General features: G+C 70.7%; 6 protein-coding genes and 1 pseudogene. 2 read left to right on the top strand and 5 right to left on the bottom strand.

Annotation, left to right across the window (positions count from 1 at the left end):
- The 3 genes from FNH05_RS30885 to FNH05_RS30875 all read right to left on the bottom strand — a co-directional run.
- Positions 1-831, bottom strand: an 831-nt coding sequence (locus tag FNH05_RS30885) for a universal stress protein (protein WP_342781636.1), incomplete at its 3' end; no start/stop codon positions are given.
- A gap of 34 nt (positions 832-865) precedes the next feature.
- Complete coding sequence (locus FNH05_RS30880; protein ID WP_144592383.1) at positions 866-1459, bottom strand: Rv1733c family protein; 594 nt, start codon at positions 1457-1459, stop codon at positions 866-868.
- A 33-nt stretch (positions 1460-1492) separates the two neighbouring features.
- Positions 1493-2707, bottom strand: coding sequence for an acyltransferase family protein (locus FNH05_RS30875; RefSeq protein WP_144592382.1), 1215 nt, complete (start codon positions 2705-2707; stop codon positions 1493-1495).
- 37 nt (positions 2708-2744) lie between these two features.
- Here FNH05_RS30875 and FNH05_RS30870 point away from each other — a divergent pair, with 37 nt between their 5' ends.
- Positions 2745-3485 (top strand): CPBP family intramembrane glutamic endopeptidase, encoded by a 741-nt coding sequence (locus tag FNH05_RS30870; RefSeq protein ID WP_144592381.1) that lies wholly within the window; start codon positions 2745-2747, stop codon positions 3483-3485.
- Between the two features lie 77 nt (positions 3486-3562).
- Here FNH05_RS30870 and FNH05_RS30865 read toward each other — a convergent pair whose 3' ends face one another.
- The gene (locus tag FNH05_RS30865; protein WP_144592380.1) at positions 3563-4084 is read right to left on the bottom strand and encodes a flavodoxin family protein; all 522 of its coding nucleotides are present in this window, start codon (positions 4082-4084) and stop codon (positions 3563-3565) included.
- 129 nt (positions 4085-4213) lie between these two features.
- Between FNH05_RS30865 and FNH05_RS30860 the strand changes: the two genes are divergently transcribed.
- A complete protein-coding gene (locus tag FNH05_RS30860; protein ID WP_246128039.1) occupies positions 4214-4804 on the top strand; it encodes a DinB family protein in 591 nt (196 codons plus the stop codon).
- Here the strand turns inward: FNH05_RS30860 and FNH05_RS38410 are convergent.
- Positions 4781-5465: pseudogene (locus FNH05_RS38410) on the bottom strand (DUF4389 domain-containing protein); the annotation flags it as partial. The gene FNH05_RS30860 and the pseudogene FNH05_RS38410 sit on opposite strands and share 24 nt — an antisense overlap.

The following is a 5465-nucleotide window of genomic DNA, read 5'->3' as shown; positions in this document are numbered from 1 at the left end:
GGAGTCCTCGGAGCGGACGACGGCGACCGGGCAGGTCCCCTGCTGCACCACGGCCTGGCTGGTGGAGCCAAGCAGCAGGCCCGCGAATCCGGTGCGGCCGCGGGTGCCGACGACCAGCATCCGCGCGTGCCGCCCGAACTCGAGCAGGGTGCGGCCGGGACGGCCCCGCAGCACCACGTGCTCGACCGGGACCTGCGGAAACTCCCGTGCCAGCGGGGAAAGTTGCCGGATCAGCTGGGCGCGCTCCTCCTCGTGGACGGCCATCGGCCCGGCCACCCCCGGGTTGTGCCAGGTGCGCACGGCGGTCAGCCCGGCACCGAAGCGGGCGGCCTCGGTGAAGGCGAACCGGACGGCGGCGGCACAGGCCGGCCAGCCGTCGACACCGACAACGACCGGACCACGGTCGTATCCGGGGCTGCGCACCACGACGACGGGGCAGCGCGCGTGCACGGCCAGGGTCAGCCCCGCCGAGCCCATGATCAGCCTGCTGACGCCGCTGAGCCCGCGGGAGCCGAGCACGACCAGTGCCGCGCGGCGGGATTCGTCGAGCAGCACGACGCGCGGGTCGCCTTCCCGCAGCACCTTTTCCACCGTGACGCCGGGGGCCGACTCGCGGACGGCGGCGCAGGCCGCACGCAGGCGCAGCTCGCCGTGTTCCCGCAACTGGTCGTGGGTCAGCCGCCCCGGGTGGCCGATGCCGGAGTAGGAGTGCACCAGGCGGACCGGGACCGCCAGCCGGCTGGCCTCACGGGCGGCCCAGCGGGCCGCCTCCAGCGCGGAACCGGAACCATCCACCCCCACGACGACGGGACTGCCGGAATCGGACATCATCACAAGCTCCACATCGACGAGACGGGAATTCGCGTCAGAATCTGTTGAGGTCCCGGCCCACGCGGGCCCATTCCCGGGTCCACGCCGCGGCGCGCAGCCGGTTGAGGAGGCCGCGGGCCAGTCCCAGCAGCAGGCACAGTGCGGCGACCGCGCCCGCCCAGACCAGCAGGCCGAGGCCGACGCCGAGACTCAAGGCGTTACCCGCGGTGGTGGGAGGTGCGGTGAGGTTGCCGGTGCTGTCGAGCCACACGGACACGGGGGTGCCCGCCGGCGTGCCTGGTGCGGCGTCGACGGTGCCGACGCGCACGCTGCCGTCGGCCAGCCGCCAGGTGGCGGCCACCTTCTGGGAGGTGGCGGGGATGACGTCGCTGTTACCCGGGTCGGGTGCGGCGGTGAGCAGGGTCGCGTCGGTGTGCACGCGGGTCGCCTGCTGTTCGGCGGAATCGGCCAGCGCGTGCTCCCGTTGCTCGGCACCGAGCAGCGCCGCGAACGGGATGGCCGCGAGGGCGAGCACGAGTACCAGGAGTACGAGCGCGGCTTCGATGCGGTCCCAGGGCCGCACGAGCGGGTTGCGCCCCGGATGGATCCAGCGCAACTGGCGTACCAGCCAGTTCGATCGCGCGATCATGGCGGGACCTCCTCCGCTGTTCCTCCGCTGTAATCAATGTCGCTTTTTCCGGCCCGCGGCCGAAGGGTCTATGGTCACCTGAGGCGCGCCGAAGGACCCGGTTCGCACTTCCGGTTCCCGTTTTCCGCCCGCCACTTCGGGTTTTGTTTTCCTTTCCCCGTCGCGCGGCCGCTTTTTTCGCCCGAACAGTGCGATGAGCGGAATGGTGAACAGCAGTGGCCCGAGCACGGCCAGCGGCCGTTCCGCCCACCAGATGAGATCGGGGGCGCGGTCGGAGGTCATCCGCCGGTCGAACGCCAGGTAGCCGATCGCGCGGAAGAGCGCCATTCCGGTGGTGTGAAAGAGAAACAGCGGCAGCGCGTAGCGGTTGAGCAGGCCGTTGACCTGATGCCACCGGGGTTTCGCCAGTTTGCGTTCCATCGCCGGGCGGAACACCTCGGCGAAGCCGATCTGGAAGACGAGCAGCGCCACGATGACGAACGTCGGAGGTGCCATGTTCGACAGCCGGTCCCCCGGCACCCCGACCATCGAACCGGGATACGCCCCGGAGAACACCAGCCCCATCAGGCCGAACAGACCGGCCCACAGCAACGCCAGGTCGACCCGGCGCGCGGCGTCGACGATGCGGTGGTAGAAGAACCCGGACTGGTAGGCCAGTCCCCACACGGCGGCCATGTTGATCCAGCCCGCCCAGTCGTACCCGTATCGCAGGCGCAGCACGTCCACCAGCATCGCGATACCGGCGAGCCACACCAGGACGATCACGTCGAACTTGCGGTGCAGCCACAGGCTCACCGGCAGCAACAGCAGCAGCCCGACGTACACGCCGAGGAACCACAGCGGACTGATGATGAGCATCACAGCGCCGCGGATCCAGTGCAGGTCCAGGGTGACGCCGAGGATGGTGCCGAGCACCGCCCAGGTGGCAACGAGTACCAGCGCGGGCACGAGGAGTTGCCGAAGATGGTGCCACAGATAGGGAACGATCCGTTCGCCCCGGGCCTCCGCGTGCTCCCACGAGACCATGTGCACGTAGCCGCCGACGTAGAAGAAAACCGGCAGGACCTGCAACAACCAGGTCAGCACCCAGAGCCCGGAGAAGAAACCGAGCGGGCTGGTGGGCTGCGGCCCCTCCGGTGTCCAGTGCAGGATCGTGAACGCCCAGTGCCACAGGACCACGACGACCAGGCTGATCGCCCGGAGGAAGTCCACATACGGTTCCCGCGCGGCGTGACCGCTCGTGTTCATCGCCGCAGTCCTTTCTGGGGTGCACAATGGAATCACGATGTCTGCTGTAGTCACCCCCGCGCGACGGCCGGAAGTCCTCACTTTGCGTCGCCGAGTTCCCGTTGTCCTCACCGCCGTCCTGCTGCTGGCGGTGTCCACCGTGCTGACCAACCGCTTCCTGCCCGGCTGGGCCTATCCCGTGACGGGCGCGGTGACGGCGGTGGCACTGATCGTGCTCGCGCGCGGGGCCGGGCTGTCCCCGGCTTCGATCGGGCTGGACCGCGACAACTTCCGGCGGGCCGCCCTGTTCGGTCTGGCCGGGTTCGCCGTGGTGCTGCTCGGTTTCGGTGTCGCGATGGCGGTGCCGTCCCTGCGGACCCTCTTCCACGACGGGCGGATCGGGTCTCCGGGGTTCGGCCAGCTGCTGTGGCTGGCGCTGATCCGGATCCCGCTGGGCACCGTGCTGCTGGAAGAGGTCGCCTTCCGCGGTGTGCTGCCCGCGTTGCTCGGCGCGGGCGAACGGTGGCGGTGGGGCCCGGTGCTGGGCGCGGCCGGGCTGTTCGGCCTGTGGCACCTGCTGCCGTCGCTGGCTCTGGAGCAGAACGCGGCCGTGCACGCGACCTTCGGCGGGCTGCCACTGGCGGTGGTTTCGTTGCTGGCGATGATCGCCGCGGCCGGGGCCGGGGTGTTCCTGTACTGGTGGCGGCACACCGGGCGGGGCCTGGCGGCACCGATGATGATCCACCTGGCCACCAATTCCGGTGGTCTGGTGTTCGCCTGGCTGCTACTGGCGCACTGAAAATGCTGAAAATGCGCTGAGCGCGCACTGGGCACCCACCGTCGCACGGCCCGTTTCAGTGCCGTTTCAGTGCCGCTTCAGTGCCGTCCGGTGCTCGCGGTGGCCTTGGCGGCCAGCACGGCGGCCCAGTTGCGGGCCCGGTCCTCTTCTCCGGCGCGGAGTTCACCCGGGGTCTGGGTGGCGAAGAAGCTCTCCGGTGGCGCGAGCAACGGGAATCCGTGCCTGTGCAGCAGTTTAGCGGCACCATGGGCGGCCGAACCGGTCATCCAGCGCGGTTTGTCCAGCCGGGTGTCGAAGGCGACCGCCCGGACACCGGCGGGGGCCCCGGAAAGCGACCGCAGCCAGTCCCTGATGCCGTTGCGGGAACGGATCTCCTGTGTCGTCTGCCGCTGCGCGGCCTGGCGGGTACTGGCCCGGCTCATGCCCCACGCGTGCGTGGGACCGCCGACCACCACCAGGTCCACCCCGTCGAGCCGGGACGGCGCATCGTCCACATTGACCACGTCGACCTCGGCGTGCGGGGCGAGCCCCGCAGCCATCGCGCGGGCGATCCGCTCGCTCCCGCCGAACATTGACTCATAGATCACGACAGCGCGCATCTGCTGACTCCTCGAATTCGCGGTTTCACCGTTCCACGCTGCCCGCGACTCCTACGACGGAGTGAGAGCCGAACGTCACCGCTTCGCGCGACTCGCCTCTTTCACCCGTAAGGCCCTAACATTTTGCGGGTGAACGCCACCTGCGCCGGAGAGCGCGAATTGGCCGTCGAGTGGAACGACGAGCTCATCGACCAGCTCGATTGGCATTGGACGAACCAACTGCGGCCGCGGCTGACGGGTCTGGGTGACGACGAGTATTTCTGGGAACCCGCTCCCGGCTGCTGGAACGTGCGGCCGAGGGACGAGAGCACCGCGCCACTGGCGCTCGGATCGGGCGAGTTCGTGGTGGACTTCGCCTACCCGGCGCCGGTCCCGCCGCCGGTGACGACGATCGCCTGGCGGATCGCGCATCTGGTGGTCGGGGTGCTCGGGATGCGGGTGGCCCTCCACTTCGGCGGCCCTGCCGTGGACTACCGCGGGTTCGCCTACGCCGGCAACGCCGCCACCGCACTGGCCCAGTTGGACGAGGCCTACGCGGGCTGGCTGGAAGGGGTGCGAAGACTCGGCGAGGACGGGCTGGCGCGGCCGTGCGGCCCCGTGGAGGGGCCGCTGGCGCAGCGCCCGATGGCCGCTCTGGTCATGCACGTCAACCGGGAGGTCATGCACCACGGCGCGGAGATCGCGCTGCTGCGCGACCTATACCTGCGTCGGGCCTGCTGACCGCGGTTCCCGCGAGACCCGGCGCACGGGGACCGCGATGAGCGTCACGCCCGCGGCGAGCAGCACCACCCCGAACGCGATGATCCCGGCGGAGATCCAGCCGAGCCCGGGTGCGGTGGCGCCGACGTCGGCGCGGGCGTCGATGCCGGGGGTGGCGTCGGCGTTCATCACGACCACGGTCCAGTCACCGGCCCGCAGCGGCACGGTGACGGTCTGGGTGCCGGTTCCGCCGGCCGCAGCCACCCAGATACCGGCGTCACCGGGAGGTGTGGCCGGTGGCCCGCCGTGGTGCGGTGTCAGGTGCCCGGACGAGGAGTCCCGCAGCACCGCGTAGTCCACTCCGCCGAGGTAGCGGTCGACGGCGCCGGTGGGGGCGATGCCGACGAAGACCGCGCGGCCGGGGTCGGCGGAGGTGACCCGTACCCGCACATCCCCGACACCGGCCCCGGCACCGGGGGTCCAGTTCAGCAGCGCGACCGGCTGCGTGATCACCGCGTAACCGGAGTCCGTCAGGGTGTCGGAGACGGTGAGGTAGCCGTCCGCGTCACGTCCGGCCCGGTCGGCCCACAGCAGGGTCGAGCCGCCGGTGAGCAGGCCGACCGACACCAGTGCCAGCACGGCACCGACGATCACCGAGGCGATGCGCCCTCCGGTCCAGCCG

Origin of the sequence: Amycolatopsis rhizosphaerae (genome assembly GCF_007713715.1) — a bacterium.
GTDB lineage: Bacteria > Actinomycetota > Actinomycetes > Mycobacteriales > Pseudonocardiaceae > Amycolatopsis_E > Amycolatopsis_E rhizosphaerae.
Note: the sequence above shows the minus strand (reverse complement) of the source record. Positions and strands in the feature narration are given on the sequence as shown.